Annotated in this window: 14 protein-coding genes and 3 pseudogenes; 5 read left to right on the forward strand and 12 right to left on the reverse strand. The window is 66.9% G+C overall.

All coding sequences use genetic code 11. The annotated features are described in order from the left end of the window. Positions 1-250 precede the first annotated feature (250 nt). From ACFQ7Q_RS10675 to ACFQ7Q_RS10685, 3 genes and pseudogenes are all read left to right on the forward strand, one after another. A complete protein-coding gene (locus ACFQ7Q_RS10675) occupies positions 251-775 on the forward strand; it encodes an SMI1/KNR4 family protein (protein ID WP_383552161.1) in 525 nt (174 codons plus the stop codon). Between the two features lie 145 nt (positions 776-920). After that, positions 921-1130, forward strand: a pseudogene (locus tag ACFQ7Q_RS10680) (transposase); the annotation flags it as partial. Further along, positions 1130-1237, forward strand: a pseudogene (locus tag ACFQ7Q_RS10685) (IS5/IS1182 family transposase); the annotation flags it as partial. The pseudogenes ACFQ7Q_RS10680 and ACFQ7Q_RS10685, both read left to right, overlap by 1 nt. Here ACFQ7Q_RS10685 and ACFQ7Q_RS10690 read toward each other — a convergent pair. Then, a complete protein-coding gene (locus ACFQ7Q_RS10690) occupies positions 1209-1544 on the reverse strand; it encodes an ankyrin repeat domain-containing protein (protein ID WP_383552163.1) in 336 nt (111 codons plus the stop codon). The pseudogene ACFQ7Q_RS10685 and the gene ACFQ7Q_RS10690 overlap by 29 nt on opposite strands. Positions 1545-1727: 183 nt before the next feature. Next, positions 1728-2132 (reverse strand): hypothetical protein, encoded by a 405-nt coding sequence (locus tag ACFQ7Q_RS10695; protein ID WP_383552165.1) that lies wholly within the window; start codon positions 2130-2132, stop codon positions 1728-1730. Positions 2133-2243: 111 nt separating this feature from the next. Between ACFQ7Q_RS10695 and ACFQ7Q_RS10700 the strand changes: the two are divergent. Next, positions 2244-2369 (forward strand): annotated as a pseudogene (locus ACFQ7Q_RS10700) (transposase); the annotation flags it as partial. A 58-nt stretch (positions 2370-2427) separates the two neighbouring features. Here the strand turns inward: ACFQ7Q_RS10700 and ACFQ7Q_RS10705 are convergent. Then, a complete protein-coding gene (locus ACFQ7Q_RS10705) occupies positions 2428-2877 on the reverse strand; it encodes a DUF6228 family protein (RefSeq protein ID WP_383552349.1) in 450 nt (149 codons plus the stop codon). 117 nt (positions 2878-2994) lie between these two features. Then, positions 2995-5052, reverse strand: coding sequence for a SpoIIE family protein phosphatase (locus ACFQ7Q_RS10710; protein WP_383552167.1), 2058 nt, complete (start codon positions 5050-5052; stop codon positions 2995-2997). A 272-nt stretch (positions 5053-5324) separates the two neighbouring features. Between ACFQ7Q_RS10710 and ACFQ7Q_RS10715 the strand changes: the two genes are divergently transcribed. Continuing rightward, positions 5325-5531 (forward strand): hypothetical protein, encoded by a 207-nt coding sequence (locus tag ACFQ7Q_RS10715; RefSeq protein WP_383552169.1) that lies wholly within the window; start codon positions 5325-5327, stop codon positions 5529-5531. A gap of 112 nt (positions 5532-5643) precedes the next feature. On the opposite strand, the gene ACFQ7Q_RS10720 is transcribed toward ACFQ7Q_RS10715, so the two are convergent. The 8 genes from ACFQ7Q_RS10720 to ACFQ7Q_RS10755 all read right to left on the reverse strand — a co-directional run bounded on the left by ACFQ7Q_RS10720 (position 5644) and on the right by ACFQ7Q_RS10755 (position 13810). Further along, positions 5644-6459 (reverse strand): hypothetical protein, encoded by an 816-nt coding sequence (locus ACFQ7Q_RS10720; protein WP_383552171.1) that lies wholly within the window; start codon positions 6457-6459, stop codon positions 5644-5646. Continuing rightward, on the reverse strand, positions 6456-6704 hold the full coding sequence (locus tag ACFQ7Q_RS10725; RefSeq protein WP_383552174.1) for a hypothetical protein: 249 nt from the start codon (positions 6702-6704) through the stop codon (positions 6456-6458). The genes ACFQ7Q_RS10720 and ACFQ7Q_RS10725 overlap by 4 nt, the downstream gene beginning before the upstream one ends. Continuing rightward, positions 6701-8926 carry a Mucin-19 gene (locus ACFQ7Q_RS10730; RefSeq protein WP_383552175.1) on the reverse strand — a complete coding sequence of 742 codons (2226 nt, stop codon included), beginning with the start codon at positions 8924-8926 and terminating at the stop codon, positions 6701-6703. Before ACFQ7Q_RS10730 ends, ACFQ7Q_RS10725 begins: the two co-directional genes overlap by 4 nt. A gap of 57 nt (positions 8927-8983) precedes the next feature. Then, positions 8984-9397, reverse strand: a complete 414-nt coding sequence (locus ACFQ7Q_RS10735) for a hypothetical protein (RefSeq protein ID WP_383552177.1) — start codon at positions 9395-9397, stop codon at positions 8984-8986. A 25-nt stretch (positions 9398-9422) separates the two neighbouring features. Then, positions 9423-10184 carry a GIY-YIG nuclease family protein gene (locus tag ACFQ7Q_RS10740; RefSeq protein WP_383552353.1) on the reverse strand — a complete coding sequence of 254 codons (762 nt, stop codon included), beginning with the start codon at positions 10182-10184 and terminating at the stop codon, positions 9423-9425. Continuing rightward, entirely contained in the window at positions 10184-11575 is a 1392-nt protein-coding gene (gene dnaB, locus ACFQ7Q_RS10745) for a replicative DNA helicase (RefSeq protein ID WP_383552180.1), read from the reverse strand. The genes ACFQ7Q_RS10740 and dnaB overlap by 1 nt, the downstream gene beginning before the upstream one ends. 63 nt (positions 11576-11638) lie before the next feature. Beyond that, the gene (locus ACFQ7Q_RS10750; protein ID WP_383552182.1) at positions 11639-12862 is read right to left on the reverse strand and encodes a hypothetical protein; all 1224 of its coding nucleotides are present in this window, start codon (positions 12860-12862) and stop codon (positions 11639-11641) included. A 669-nt stretch (positions 12863-13531) separates the two neighbouring features. Beyond that, positions 13532-13810: a helix-turn-helix transcriptional regulator gene (locus ACFQ7Q_RS10755; RefSeq protein WP_383552184.1), complete on the reverse strand. Its 279-nt coding sequence runs from the start codon at positions 13808-13810 to the stop codon at positions 13532-13534. Positions 13811-14031: the final 221 nt, after the last annotated feature.

Below are 14031 nucleotides of genomic sequence, written 5' to 3' on the forward strand. Positions count from 1 at the left end.
CTCTGTCCCGCCTTCCCCCTTAGAGGGCGGTTCGTGAGTCTTTGAGGGGCTCTGTCGTCGCCTGATGGTGTGGGTGCGCGGCGGAACCCGCCGGTCCGCAGGCGCTCGCCCGCTGGTGTGATGATGTTCCCAACCTGACCTATGGTCCTTCGACACGCCGGTGGCATGACCTCGGACGAGTCACCGAAGGTGGAGAACCGGCTCCCACGCGAGGCCACGACTGGCTGGACTACGAAAGATGAGAGAGACCATGACCGCCCTTGAGCGACTTCGACACCTCATGCAGCCGTCGAGCATGGGTACCCTCATTGGCTGGGACGACATCGCGGCGGCGTACGGCACCCGATTCCCGTCCGACTACAGGGACTTCCTGTCCGTCTACGGCAGCGGCGAAATCGACGGAATGCTGGCCGTCTTCGCCCCGAGCATGGATCCTCATCTTCCTTCGCGTCACACCTCAAGGCTTCCGGCGGAGGCTCTCGACCTGCCGGAGGTCGACGAGTGGAACGACCCGTTGCACGCCGAGCTCTATGGCCCGGCGGACATCATGGTCTGGGGGGAGACAGTCGAAGCGGACGTGCTGGGCTGGATCACGAGCAGCGACGAACCCGGCACGTGGCCTGTGGCTGTCTATACGCACGGAGGTGAGTGGACGGTCTACGACTGCACCATGACGGAGTTCCTGCTGCAGTTCCTCACTGGAGAATTCGACGGGAACCCGACAGGGCTGACGCGTCTGTTCGGAAAGGGTAGCGCGGAGTTCACCACCGGCTGACAGGTCACGGCACCGGAGCAGGACACTGTCTCCAGCGCCTCCCAGCGGGCCTTTCGTGACTCTTGAGTGGCTCTGTTGTCGCCGCTGGTGTGGGTGCGGGGCGGAATAGGCCGGCCCGCAGCTGCTCGTCTGCTGGTGTGATGATGTGACTGAACGCAAGCCCTATCCCAGCGACTTATCCCACGCGCAGCGGGCTCTGATCGAACCGGTGATCACGGCGTGGAAGGACCGGCACCGCTCGGTCAGCGGCCACCAGGGCGCCTACGCGATGCGGGAGATCGTGAACGCGATCCTCTACCAGGGCCGGACGGGCTGCCAGTGGGCCTACCTGCCGCACGATCTTCCGCCGAAGTCGCCGGCTGCCGCCGACTCCACCGACGCTACGAACGCAAAGCCGACCACTTCCTCGCCTTCACCAGTATCGCCTGCACCCTCATCTGCTACCGCAGGCTCGCCTGCTGATGTGGGCACGCAGAAGCTGAACCGCCAGGTCATGGGCATAGAAAGTGGCCACGTCCAACGGTGTCCGACCGTCGGGATCTGCGAGTTCCGGATCCGCACCGAAGGCCAGCAGCACGGCAGTGGTGTGCACAGTCAACGGCCGACCACTCTGCAGGGTGCTGTCCCCCTCGGTATCGATCGCGTGCGTCAGCAGCGTCATGTTGCTGAAGACCTCATTGGGGTCAGAACCGTTGGCGAGCAGGCGGGCCAGGGCTTCCGCATCCTCGTGCTCGACCGCGTGATGGGCTGGCGTCCAGTAGTCACTCACCAGGGCATTCAACAAGGATCGAACGTATCTACCAGCGACCATCAACGTTGCCAGTCACCAGGTGAGATGACCTCTAAGCGGGCCCGTACGTGAATGTGTCTCAGCGGCCGGGCGGCTGGATGGCAAGTGCGGTCGGCGGGACCCCCTGCGCTTCCAGTCAGGACAGAAGTTCCGCCTCCTGCTCTACGTAACGGCTATCCACAGTGAGGTTCCCGAGTCACTGGCGCTGAAGACCAACTCGTCACCTCGCCAGCCTTCGGCGTTGATCGTGTGAGGAACCAGGTCCAGCAGCAGTTCGAACTGCGCGTCGTCACGGACGTCGATGTCGATGCCCATCCCAGGGTCGGCGCATCGGGAACGAGTGCCTTCTGCCACCGCCTCCCGGGCCAGGGATAGCGCGCGTTCATAGGAACGCAGCACCGCGGGTGGCCAGGCATCGTCGCTGTAGGCGTCGATGTGGGCAGTGTCGATGCCAGAGCGCAGCACGCGAAGCGCCTCACGGTGAAGACGCGCGACGTCCGCAGGGCTCAATCCACCCGCGAGTACGAGTTCGCGGCCCATGCCGCCATGCTGGTTGATCACACGCATGACCTTTCCACACGCAGTTCTCCACGTCTCCAGGGGACGGCTGTCGCCGCAACATGAATCTTTGTCAGACACGCCCTAGGGCACCTACCGGTGGGTGGTGGAGCACGATCCGGCACCTACCGGTGGGTGGTGGAGTGCACGATCGCCTGGCTCCACGGCTTCCGTCGGCTCCGCATCCGCTGGGAGAGACGAGCCGACATTCACGAAGCCTTCCTCAAACCCGTCTGCTGCCTGATCACACATCGACAACTCGGCGCGTTGTGCCGGCCATGGACGACTGACGAGCTGTCTACCCTCATTGCAGCGGGTCAGACTCCAAGAAGGTACGCATCTCGATGGCCAGGTGGCGCATGTCCTCTCCAGGAGCATGACTGGTCGTCATTTCAAAACGCCACTCGTCATCAGGGAGCCGGTCGTGCAGCCCCCACGTCAATCGCACGTGTGATCCTGCGTGCTCGGCAGCCAGCGACAGGTCGTCCTCGAGAGAGCGCCAGGTCCGGGTGCCGTTCCATCCTCGAAACTCTTCTGCCAGCTCGGCAAGGAAGATGTCGAGGCCGTCACCGTCCCAGGTCCTCACCACAACCTCGATCCGCACCGACTCACCTTGAGCCGTCACGAGGAAGTCGCGCATCAAGTCATCACGCTCCTCCGGGAAAGAGCGTGCCAGCTGGTGGAAGCGCAGGCTGATCGCTCGATAGCGGCCACCTCCGACGCGGACAGCTGGGTTGGTCTCGTCTTCCTCCATCACACGCGCAGGCTACGGGCACGAGAATTCCGTGACCAGGGGTTTTGCCCCCTGCCGAACGCCGGTCTTCGAAGTGAGCACAGCGCAGTTTCAACGCCCGCGTTCTGTTAGACGTTCTTAGCCTCGGGGAAACTTCAGCTCGAACCAGACCACCTTGCCGCCCGAGAGCCGTGTCGCTCCCCACCGCGTGGCCAGCCGGTTGACCAGGAAGAGTCCTAGCCCGCCCTCCTCAGTGCGGTGAATCCGGGGCATCGCCGGGGAGTCGTCGCCAACCTCGCAGCGCAGGACGTCGGTCCTCAGCAGCCGCAGGGTCACCGGCCGCTCCGAGTACCGAACGGCATTGGTCACAATCTCGCTGATCAGCAGCTCGACCGAGTCCGACAGCTCTTCCAGGTCCCAGCGGGCCAGCGCTCGCCGCGCAAACCGCCGGGCCCGCCCCACCGAAACCTCTTCCGGTTCCAGGAACCAGTACGCCACGTCACTGGGCGCGATCCCGTCGAACCGGGCCGCGAGCAGCGCGATGTCGTCGTCCCGGTCGCCCGGGCCGAGCATGTCGAGGACGTCGTCGCAGAGGGCTTCGAGCGGTGGCGAGCGATCCGGACCGGTCAGCTGGGCGGTCGCCGCGAGGCGCTCCCGCAGCTGCTCTATCCCGGTCCACACGTCCCGCAGCCGGGACTCCACCAGGCCGTCCGTGTAGAGCAGCAGGGTGGCGCCCGCGGGGGCGTCCAGCTCCACCGCCTCGAAGTTGAACCCGCCCACGCCGATTGGTGCCCCCGGCGGCACGCGCAGGACCTCCGCGCGGCCGCCGAGGTGGAGCAGTATCGGCGGCGGATGGCCGGCGTTGGCGATGGTGATCCGGTGCGAGACCGGGTCGTACACGGCGTACAAGCAGGTCGCCAGCAAGTCCTGGCTTTGTCGCTGGGCCTGCTCGTCGAGGTGGTGCAGCACGTCCTGCGGCGGCAGGTCGAGCCCGGACAGGGTCTGCAGGGTGGTCCGCAGCTGACCCATGATCGCCCCCGAAGCCACGGAGCGCTCCATGACATCACCGACGACAAGCGCCACTCGGCTGCCGGGCAGCGGGATTGAGTCGTACCAATCGCCGCCAGCCCGGGCCGTCTCGGCGGCTGGCAGATAGCGGGAGGCGAGCCGGACACCAGTCGGCTGCGGCAGCGCCGCCGGCAGCATCCGGCGCTGAATCTCGGAAGCATCAGACGGCACAGTCGCATAGACCGGCCCACCAGTCTTTGCACTGGTAGAGGGGTTATCTGGAGTTGTTTGGAACAACCCTTCACGTCCTGCGCTTCGTGACGCAGGTTCATGCCTTACGGCTTGCCCAGGCACGATTCGGCCGTCATGGGCAGGATCGCTCTGCAGGGCTTCCCACAACCCCACCTCTTCGGCTGCCTCCTGCACCGCGTCATGCTCGCGATCCAACACATCGCGGGCCTTGCGCAGGACCGCGTCGACCTCGTCGAGGGCCGCATCGTCCGCGGCACCGCCTCCGGTGCCGGGGAGCTGGATTGCCGATCGGTCCTGGGGCGGCTGTGCCGGCGCCGGGGCGCCGCGCAGATCACGCAGTTCCTCTTCCAAATGCCGGACCTGGCGGGCCGCCTGATCGGCAACCTCCTGAAACCTGTCCCGCTCTTCCTGCGCGCGTGCGAGCTGTTGGCGGAGGTCCTTCGTCTGCTGCTGCGCGCGATCGAGGCGACTCTCCGCAGCCCGCACATCAGCCGGAGCAGAGGACGAAGAGGCACGGATCGCATCCAGCCGACGGGTGAGCTGAGCGACCTGAGCCTGTGCCTGGCCGAGGAAGGCGAAAAGCACCGTGGCCACCTGGAGGGCCTGGACACGGGCCTGTTCGCTGACTTCGAGCGTTTGGCGTACGCGGTTCAACTCCTCCAGGGCCGCGATCGTGCGCTGCTGAGCACCAATGAGGTCGTACGTCGGGTTCGGGGCGGTGGGAGCGGTGCTCGCGGCGGTCCACAGGGGTCTGATCTGGGCAAGGCGTTCGGACGTCTGCTTGCCAGTTTCGGCCGGGAAGCAGACGTCCGCGACGGCTTCGGCGAGCTCCCAGGCGAGCCCAACACCGTTCAGCTGCTCACGCAGGCGCCACAGCGGTGGAACGGCGCCGCTGCTGAAGTGCTCGGGGGTCAGCAGACCACGCAGCTTCGTCACGGTCACATTGGAGCCGTCAAGCCAGCTCCGCAGGACATGGACAAGGTCGTTGACCTCCTTACTCGCGCCCCGGGCCTCCGCCCAAGGCCGTCCCGGCCGCTTCGCTGTCCCCACGTCACCTCCTGCAGGCGGAGGTTGTTCATCGGACAACCCCACGTTGTTATGCGAACAACATCCAACCGGTTCATTAGCGCGTTCGGGGGGTGGATCGTCGATTCGTGCCGGTGCGAAGCCGTACCGCATCCCACGAAAGAGATCTTGGAGGGACAGTCGTGAACGTCACCCACACCGCGATGCTGCTCATGACGATCGGGCTGGCGGTGGTCTTTTCGCTCCTGGCGGCCGCCGCCGCGTTCGCTGTCGCCCGCTGGGGTGGCGCTCCAGTGCCCGAGTGTGTGTCCAGGTCCGGCAGGGCGTTCGCGACGACCCTGACCGTCATCAGCGCCGTTCTGGCTGTGGTGATCACGGTCGTCAAGTAGCTGACCGCTGCGGCGGTGGATCCGCAGGTCGTCCGCGCTGGCCCGTGGTGCCTGGCCACTGGTCGGCTCTGGCGCCGAGCGCCGACCCCACAGTGCTGGCGCCCGCGTCCTCTCAGTCCTCCTTGGGCATCCAGGCGCGGATCTCGAGGCCGACGATCGGCGTTCCGGGTTCGATGCGGTCGTTGTCCACGAGCCATTTCTGCACAGCGGCGGTGACGTCGCCGCTGGCCGCGTCGACCATGGCTTTGAACTCGGCACCGTCGAAGCCTTCCTCGCCCGACCCGGGGCCGCCGCGGTTGTCGGCGTAGGCGCGCTCTTCGGTGCCGTCGCGGCGCTGGACGATGTTGCGCCGCACGCCGGGGGAGTCCGCCATCCGGCCTGCATCGTGCGTGAACGCGCCCCGTCGGGCCCGGACGGTGAATGCGATCTTCCCGCCGTACCTGGCCGCGTCCTCGACGACTGGCCGGAGCCTGCTCGCGCCCGACGCGATGTGCTGGCGGCCGGCCTTCGCCAGCGACGACGACCAGGCCTTGACCGGCTTCCCGTCCGGACCGATCACCGGCTTGCCGCGCTCGTCCTTGACCGTCTTCTCCGCGCGCAGGTGTTCCCGCTTGCTCCGCACCCGCGCGCGGTAGCCCTCCCGGTTCAGCCGCGGCTGGACGTGGCCCGCGGCCAAGGCCTTGAGGCTGGCGATGTCGCGGGGCCCGCCGGTCTGGACCTCCTGGACCACGGCCCGCAGCGCCTCGACCATCGACGCGCCCTTGTTCTTGGTGAAGAACTGCGACACGAGGGACGGGTTGCGCCCCAGGATCTCCCCGACCTGCTTCTTGTTGAAGCCGGCGTCCAGCAACTCATCGGTGAGGCGTGCAGCCTCGTTGCGCTGGTCACGGCGGCCTCTACCGGTGCTCCGCCTCCTTCGTGGCGTCACGCCGCCACCTCCCCCTCCTGGTCGCCGCACTCGTGATCTGAGTACGTCATGGTGGCGTCGTCGAACTGGTCGTCACCGCCGGAGCCGCAGCCGTGGCACGCCCACTCCGCGCTCCACGCCACCTCACCACCACGGTCGCAGTCGTGCCCGGACGACGCGGTGTCCTCCTCTTCCCACACCGCCTCACCGAACGCCCCACAATCCGGGTGCTCCCACCGGCCGCCCCATGCCACCTCAGCGCTCACAGCTCCTCCGCCTCCAGGGCCTGCCGGCCGAGGGCCTGGAGCACATAGAACTCCTCATCGGCCGTGGGCGTGGTCTGCTCCCAGGACATGGCGCCCTTGAGGAGGTAGTCGCCCGGCTCGCCGCTGTAGGGCCAATCCGGGCGCACCGAGCTGTAGATGGCGTCGGTCCGGAACGCGAGGATCGACGCCGCCGGCAGGTGCAGCGCACCGGCGCGGGCCGGCTTGCCCGTGGCAAGGTCCTTCGTGCCGGTCGGGCCGGACAACAGCGCGGCCCGAGCCGCCGACCACACGCCGGCCGCCCACTCCGGGTGCGCGTACGGGTCACGCGCGAACCCCGAGTTCCGCTCCCACGTGGCATGCGTGTCCGTCAGACCCGTCAGCCGGGCGCCGTCCGGGATCTCAGGCACCTCACCACCTGCACCGAGCTCGACCGAACCGGTCGTGATCCGCGGCCGCTGCGCGAACGTGCCGATCCCGTACAGCAAGATGCTGCGGACCGCGCGGGAGGCGAGCCGCGCAGCCTGACGCTGCTGCTCGTCCCCGTGGAGCTCACCCTGCGCACGCAACGACTTCCACGTGTCCTTCAGCTTGTTGGACCAGTCCTTCAGCGGGTCGCCCTTCTCCCAGACCAAGCCATCAAGGATCTCGATCCGCCAGGGCTCGAGCGGATTACGCAGCGCCAGATTGACCTCGGCGCCGCCCGCCCACGTGATGAACGACCGGCCGCCCTCGAACGGGTAGTGCCAGGAACGCTCCCCGGGCGCAGGCGCGGGCAGCAGGCCGACGTGGTTCCAGTCCTTCGGGATCGTCACCCGCACCTGCCAGTGGCTCGGCGAGAACAGGGCATCGGCCTGCTCCTTCTCGCTCATCGCCGCGAACGCGGCCGCGGTCACCCGCCGCGGCACGCCGACGCCGGAGGTCCAGGTGTGCTTGGCGTAAGCGAAGGTGCGGTCGGCCTCAAACCAGCCAGGCACCCGCTCGGGCACACGCGGCGGGCTGATCAGCTCGGTGCGGCCCTGACCGGCAGTGGCGTGCATCAGACCGCGGATCTCCTGCGACATGACGGGGTAGCCGTCTGCCCACTTCGCGCCAGCCTTGGCGGGGATGGTCCGCGACCACAGGTCCCGGCCGGTCTGGGACGGCGAGCCCATCAGTACGACGTCGTCCCAGTGCTTGCGCAGCGCCTTCCACAGCTCGACGAACGCGGCCCGGATGGTCGCCGGGTCGGCGCCTGCCGGGTCGAACCACTCGCCCACGGAACGGATCTCGGTGTGCTGGTCCATGCCGCGCTGCCAGCGGCCCACCGGATTACGGGGGTGGACCAGGTGCCCGGCCTGCCGGTCCTTGCCGCGCGAAGACTCCACCTGCCAGCCCTCCGGCAACGGCCCGTTCAGCCACTCGGCAACCGCGTCCTTCAGAAACGGGTGACGCCCAGCGTTCTGGTGCCACGGGTCGCCGCCTGTGATATAGATCCGCTCGACGTCCGCGGGGACCGTCGCATACACCGCCGTGAGGATCTCCGCGACGCTCACACGCCCCAGGTCCAGGGCGACCGTGCCGGCCTGCCAGACGAGCACGCCGGTCGCAGCGTCCAGGAACGCCATCTGCCGAGTGGCCTGCTTGAAGTTGGGCCGCTTCGACGTCAGATTCGGCTCGACGAAAATCCATCGGTCACCAGCCGCACCTTCGGGAATCGACGGCAGCGTCCGCTCCTGCTCCCCGCCCGGCGCCCCGGGCGCCGGGGCGGGGGAGGGGGCGGTCGTCGCTGAGCTGCTAACGACATCCGCCAGCTCCAGGTCCTGGGCCTCGCTGGTGCCCGTCTCCTGCTCATCGGCGGCCGCGGTGGGCTGGGCTACGGGGCGCAGGGCGGGCGCAGGGGCCCCGGCAGGTTCCTTGATCGCCTGTACGGTCGCCTGCGGCGTCGAGTGATCTTCGGTGGCGGAAACGGTCGGCGCGGCCTCCGTAGGCGCACTGGCGGGCCCCTGAGGCCCGAGAGAGGGCACCAAGGCGACGACGTCGATCACCGAGATGCCTGCGGAGGTCGCGATCCGGTCCGCCTTGGCCTTCTCGAACTCCCCCAGCTCCACGATCCGCTGGTCTCGCTGGTTCTGCAGCTTCTCGAGCTCCGCCCGGAGCTTCACGAGCTGCCGCTCCAGCGGCTTGATCTCGTCTCGCACTTCGCGAAGCGCTGCGAGGCCACTGCTGTAGGCCTTGCTGTCCATCAGGGAAAGTCCTTCGTCAGTCTGTTGGAGGCCCGGCACCTGCGAGCAGTCGGCTAGTCAGCTCTTGGTTGACCGGGCCTCTTCGCGGAGGGACTGCAGCTTCCGGCCGCTGGGAACGTGGGTGTACTGGCCCCACCCGTTGATGTCGCTGCCGGTTTGCGCCTTGAGCGCGGGCGAGGGCTGAGCGAAGGAGCGGCCATCGGGCAGCTCGACCCAGCCGTCCGCGGTGATGGCGGCTTCATGTGTCCGCTGGAGCCGGGGCTGGTGATGCCTCAACTGGTCACCAGGAGCAGCCAGGCCTGCCTCGATGATGAACCATAGGCCGCCGAGCCCCCTCTCGGCGCCTGCATCCTGGCTGCTCTTCTCGCCCAGAAGTTCCCGGCGCAGCACGTCGTTGGGCGTGTCCACGAGGGGCTCGCTGTGCCGCTGCAGGTAGGCGAACACCTCGTCGTCGATTTCAATCTTCCGCACGGAATCCCTCTCTAATCTCCAGACTTCAAAGTCTGGCAGATCTGGAGTGTTCGGTGCAAGTGGCCTTGCGAAGCGGAGGGATCAAGCGTCCCGAACTTGGGAAACAGGCGAGTGCCAATGCCTCCTCGAGAGCGTCAAGCTCTCGATGCGAGACACGGATACGCCCGAGCTCTGCGCCTTCCGGGAGGCGGCGGGCAGTGAACTTCCGCCTCATCGAGCCCAGGTGTGCCCCGGGTTCTGCTCCAGCTTCATCAAGGAAGTGCCTCTCCAGCAGCCACCTCATGCGGCTGCGCACGGCGCTCTCGGGCTCGGCCAGGCGCGTTGCGACGTCGCGGCATGTGAAGCCGTCGTCTCCGAACGCTCGGCGAATACGGAGGTAGAGCCAAGTGGTCGGAGTCACGTGAAGCGGTGAACACACGTCCTGATCAACGAACTGCGGCTCGCCCCTAGTGGCGGAGTGGGGCTCAAGGGAGCTTGGCATTGCCGGCACCTGGGACGGTGCAGCCATGCCTACGAGGTCTGCAACAGCTCCTTCGACCGACGCCACCGGATCACCGGGGAGACGGAACCACTCTCCGTGCGACCGGCAAGCAGCGAAGCGTGTGTGCAGTGCCCGCTCCAGTTCCCGGCCACCATGGCACGACCAGAGCACAGCCAACTCGATCGGGCACATGAGTTGGATGGAGCGCAGCCTTCGCGGCAGGTCGTAGGACCGGCCAATCTTCACTGTCGGCAGGCCATGAGCACCGATGACGTACACGGACTCCGCGATCGTGTCTTGCCTCATCACGTCTGGGCCATGTCGACGAAGCGCGAGTAGTGCAGCTGGTTCGCGACGGTGATGGTGGCCGTCGGGCCGTTGCGGTGCTTGTCGACGATCAGGTCGACTTCGCCGGACCTGGGGGACTCCTTCTCGTACGCGTCATCACGGTGCAGCAGGATGACCAGGTCCGCGTCCTGCTCGATCGACCCCGACTCCCGCAGATCGGCCTTCGTAGGCCGCTTGTCACTGCGCATCTCCGGGCCACGGTTCAGCTGCGCCAGCGCCACGATCGGGACCTGAAGCTCCTTCGCGAGCAATTTGATGCTGCGGCTGATCTCGGAAACCTCCTGCTGACGGGACTCCGGCCGCCGGCCGCCCAGGGTGATGAGCTGCAGGTAGTCCAGGACAACGAGCCCGAGGTCAGGCCGCCTCGCCTTGAGCCGACGGAGCTTCGCCTGGATGCTGCCCAGCGTGGACGCCGACTCGTTGATGAACAACGGCGCGTCCGTGATCGACGGCAGTACACGCGCCATCTGCGTCCAGTCCTCATCGGTCACCGTCCCCATGCGCAGGTGGTGCAGACTGACGCGTGCCTCCGCGGACAAGCACCGCATGTTCAGTTCGTCCACGCCCATCTCGAGCGAGATGAAGGCGGCCGGGACGCCCTGCTTGATCGCGCAGGCACGCGCGATGTCCAGAGCGATCGTCGACTTGCCCATGGCGGGCCGCGCCGCGATCACAATCATCTGGTTGGGCAGGAACCCGCCGGTGAGGTTGTCCAGGTCTGTGAAACCGGTACTCACGCCGACCAGCCCGCGCCCGTTCTTCGCGGCGTCGATCAGGTCTAGCGTGCCCTCCATTGTCTGGTCGGGCGTGCGGAAGTCATCGTCCTCACGGGTGCCCTCCACGACGGTGGCAATCTCGCCCGCTGCGGAGGCGACCAGGTCGTCGACGTCGCCGGCGCCTTCGTACCCGGACTGCGTGATGCGAATGCCGGCTTCGACCAGACGGCGCAGGATCGCCTTCTCACGCACGATCTTGGCGTGGTGCCAGCCGTTGGCGGGGGTGTCGACCGACTTCACGAGATCCCATAGGTACGGCGGTCCTCCGACGCGCCCAAGCTCGCCGCGGCGCTCGAGCTCGGATCCCAGCTGGATGGGGTCGCACGGCTCGCCCTTGGCCATGAGGTCGAGAATCGCGCGGTGGATGATCTGGTGCGCGGGCAGGTAGTGGTCTTCGGGTTGAACCGCGTCCTGGCAATCGGTCCGGGCTTGCTTTGACGAGATCATGCTGCCGAGCACAGAACGCTCGGCACCAAGGTTCTGCGGAGGAAGTCGTCGCAGGGCAGGGGAGCCGTCGGGCTCCGACTCCTCGGGGTAGGCGTCGGGAGCCATCGTCTCGTCGGACAGCGTCATGCGTGATCTCCGATGGGTTCAGGGTCGCCCGGAATCGGAAGGATCCGGGGCGCTACGTGAGAACTAGACGGCAGGCCGGCGCAGCGATCGCAGGACGTCGGCGAGAGCAGGCAGCTGGGCGACATTGGCACCGGGTGCAAGGCCGCCGTCCGGACCCTGCGGGGGAGCGGTGGCAGGAGCTGCAGATGGCATGCGCTTCACCTCGCTCGGGACCAGGCCGTCGTGCTTACACAGCAGCGCCCGCCCGGCGACCTCGATCTGCCCGTACGCGTCACACAGGGAGCAGCAGCGAATCGCACTCTCCCGCGAGCCGTTCGCTCCGGTCCCGCCCGGGCGCCCGGCCACCTGACTGAACAGCCGAAGGTCTCTGATCCACTTCGGCAGGACGTGAGCCAGACTCCGCGCGCCTTCGGTGTACCGCAGGATGTCGTCCTCGAGAAGCCCAGGGTCCACCTCTTGAATGCTCGGCCACCCCTGCTCGTGCATGGTTCGCAGCAGGAGTGGAGCGTGCTTCACGGCGGTTGCCCTTCCTGCCTGCCAGGGCCGGCGCATCGTCTGCAAGAACCTCGCGGCGGCAGCGAGGTCTGTTCGGGAGAACTCCGCCACCTCCTCCTCCCGCTGAGACGGAAGCGACCCCGTGGTGTCTGTGAGGGGGTAGGGGGAGGAGGTTTCCACCTCCTCCGGGGGGTGTGGGGGGTGGCCGACCCATCCGTTGGAATTCGCAGTGTCGGCCTGACCTGCACAGACATTGGATTCCGACACGTTGGATTCCAACAGATGGGTGTTCGATGCGTTGGAATCCAACGATGGGGTCTGACCTGCACGGACGTTGAAATGCCACGGGTGAGTCTTCGAACGCGGCGACTCATCCGTTGAAAGCCCACCGGTCGGGCTGACCTGCGAAGACGTGCCACCAAGGGTGCGGGCGTGCTGGGGGTTGTTGGCGGGGTTCCGGTAGACCGTGAACGCCCAGACAGGCCGCTTCGCCTTCGCGTCGTAGCCCACTTGGTCGTGGCGGACATGCCCGGCCCTTTTCAGGCGGGCCATGACGCCGCGGAGCCGGCTCTCACCCATCTTCCAGCCCGAGGCTTGGAATTCCTCCGCCAGCGCCTTCATCCCCGACGGTTGGTTCGGATCGCGCAGAAGGAGGCGGATGAGGACGCCGTAGTCCTCCGGCTGGAGAGCCTCGGCGTAGGCGAGCGGCCGCGAGACGACAACCTCTTCCGGCGGCTCCCATGCTCGAGACACCATCGCGGCACTGAAGTCTGCCGCCGTCATCTGCTTCACAGGACAGCCTCCCAGGCGCCGGCGACGCCATTCGTCACGCTCGCGTACAGCGGGAGCGGGAAAGGCAGGTTCAGGATCAAGGCACACCTCCATGCGGATGTTGTGCCGTGAACTCTGCTTGTGAGGGCTTGCCCAAAGGCTTGCCCAGAGCGCGGAAGAAGCAGTTGAGAGGCTTGCCCACCGGCAGACCCGCTGGGCAGGTCTTGCCCCGGCAAGCTGGCTGAACCTACGGGGCGGCGTGGAACGCATGTGCCAGTCGGGGCATTCATCGGCTCGAAGGCCCGAAACGATCCGGTCTGGCCGGAGCGTACTCCGCTGATTAGGGCAACGGGTGTGATGTACGGCAATCCAGGTGTTACGGCGATAGCTGGACCGTGGAGGAGCTGGCGGTGCATGAGGTCGTTTTCTCCCCTAATAGGGGAGTCGTGGCTAGCAGTGTGACCTGACAAGGCCCCCAGGAGGTGGCATCCCGCGAGGTGGACCACCTATTCTGGGTAGAGGTGACCATGCGGATCGCAAGATCCACGGGCATCACCCCCGGCGAGGTCACCTCACCGGACACGACTCGAGAGTGTGAAGGCTGGTCGAGTCGATCGCTAGGAAACGGTCCCGTTGTGGCGACGGGGCCGTTTCGCGTTCTCTAGGGCGGTTGCGCATGGGGAAGCGGCATCAGCTGGCTTCCTCGGTCTCCAGCGCTGATGCCGCCTCGGGGTACTGGGCTGCCAGCGCTTCGAGCAAGCGCCCGTAGTCTCGGCGATGTGGATTGCGTGGCTCAGCCTGGCCGTTTTCCCAGCGGACGACTTGAATCCGATGAACGCCGATTGCCTCAGCAACTTCGGACTGGGTGAGGGACGCGGCCCGTCGAAGGTGCGCCCTTACTGCTGGCGCTGGAAGCTTGACGGCGAGCTTGAGAAGAGCATCGACCGGGTCGGGTGCTTGTTGGGCCACCTTCTCTCCTCTGTGTGCCTGCCAGTCTGAAAGTTACACGAACACTACCCATTGTAGGGGGTGTTGGCGGGACGTAAGGGCGTGTTTTCCATGTGACGCCGCGGTAGATTCCTTGCGCAGGAAGCGTTCTGGCGGTGCCCTGGCCCGCCCCGGCCGGGGCCCCCCGCACCCCACACCCCAACAGTTTAAGCCAACCAATAGGGGGGCGGGGGTGGTGAAAA

Origin of the sequence: Streptomyces sp. NPDC056527 (genome assembly GCF_042794475.1) — a bacterium.
In the GTDB taxonomy this organism is placed as follows: domain Bacteria; phylum Actinomycetota; class Actinomycetes; order Streptomycetales; family Streptomycetaceae; genus Streptomyces.